The organism is Oceanispirochaeta sp. M1 (assembly GCF_003346715.1).
In the GTDB taxonomy this organism is placed as follows: domain Bacteria; phylum Spirochaetota; class Spirochaetia; order DSM-2461; family DSM-2461; genus Oceanispirochaeta.
Genome location: NZ_QQPQ01000115.1, coordinates 1 through 1,612 on the forward strand (window position 1 = coordinate 1; position 1,612 = coordinate 1,612).

The following is a 1,612-nucleotide window of genomic DNA, read 5'->3' on the forward strand; positions in this document are numbered from 1 at the left end:
CCCTATAGTTCAAGATAGTTGTCACAGTATTTAATACGGAGGACAACATATTGAGTAAGTATAGTACAGGATTTCGAAACAGCATTTTACGGAAAGTACTTCCCCCTGAAAGTAGACCTATTGCCCAGGTATGCCGGGAAGAAGGAATCTCAAATCAAACAATTAGGAATTGGGTTGCCAAGGCTAAAGATGGTACACTGGATGCAGCTGCTGGAGAGTTATCACCAGATCGGAGGAGCATTTCAGAAAAGATGTCCCTCCTCTTAGAGAGCCGATCAATTTCAAAAAATGAGATAGGAAATTGGCTCAGAAAGAATGGTCTTCACAGTGAACATCTATCCCTCTGGGAACAGGAGCTGCGGCAGTCTATGACAGAAAAAGAAAAGACCATCCAAGAACAAAATCGCCAATTGAAGCTTAAGACTAAAAAGCTTGAGAAAGAGCTTGCTCGTAAAGATAAAGCCCTGGCTGAAATGGCAGCCTTACTAACTCTTAAAAAAAAAGTGGATGCTCTATTGGGGGGCGACGAGGACGATTAATTCCTCAGGACCTCAAAGATCTTTCGGTTTCATTAATTGATGAAGCCATATCAACTGGAGCCAGAAAATCAAAAGCCTGTGATGTAATGGATATATCTGTCCGGACATATCATAGGTGGAATGATTTTTCTTGTGGTGATAAAAGAAAAGGATCAGTGAAGAAGGTTAAAAGAAAGCTTACAGAGTATGAGCGTCAAGAGATTCTCAGAATTGCCTGTGAAGACAGATTTGTAGACTGTAATCCATATCAGATCGTTGTAACTCTTTTGGATGAAGGAATATATATTGCATCTGTGAGTACTTTTTACAGGGTCCTGAGAGATGCAGACATGATTCACCACAGAAGAAGAAGTTACCCTGCAAGAAAGCAGAATAAACCACCTGAGTTAGCAGCTACAGGTCCCAATCAGGTCTGGAGTTGGGATATTACATTTCTCAAAACAGATGTGAATGGAATCTTTTTCTACTGCTATATGATCGTTGATGTCTGGAGCCGTAAAATTGTCGGTTGGGAAATACACGAATCTGAATCATCGGTGCTAGCAGAGCAAATGTTTAGAAGGCTGAAAATCATTCATAAACTGGAAGGGATCAGGCTACATTCTGATAATGGTCATCCCATGAAAGGTGGTACCATGATTATGACATTGTATGCATTGGGAGTAATACCATCTTTTTCTAGGCCTAGGGTCAGTGATGATAATCCCTATTCTGAATCTCTGTTTAAAACTCTAAAATATACGGCCGGATATCCAAAGCATTTTAAAGATTTGCATCATGCTCGTACATGGATAGCAGATTTTGTGAATTGGTATAACAACGAGCATAAACATTCGGGAATTTCATATATTTCACCAGCCCAAAGACACTGTGGTGATGGGTCAGAAATAATGGAGAAAAGGAATCGGGTCATAAGTAAAGCAATTAGTAATACACCAGAGCGGTGGAGTAATTATCGAAAAATTTGGGAGGATCAGAAATATGTGTATCTGAACCCTTCATTAGAGACTAAGAAGCAACTGATTTCAGCATAAAAAAATCAAAAGTTGTGACAACTATGTTGAAACATTCCG

Annotated in this window: 2 protein-coding genes; both read left to right on the top strand. The window is 39.6% G+C overall.

All coding sequences use genetic code 11. The features are described 5' to 3' along the window. The first annotated feature begins 50 nt into the window (after positions 1 to 50). Complete coding sequence (locus DV872_RS26005) at positions 51 to 539, top strand: transposase (protein WP_114632888.1); 489 nt, start codon at positions 51 to 53, stop codon at positions 537 to 539. A 35-nt stretch (positions 540 to 574) separates the two neighbouring features. Then, positions 575 to 1,573: an IS3 family transposase gene (locus DV872_RS26010; protein ID WP_255566885.1), complete on the top strand. Its 999-nt coding sequence runs from the start codon at positions 575 to 577 to the stop codon at positions 1,571 to 1,573. Positions 1,574 to 1,612: the final 39 nt, after the last annotated feature.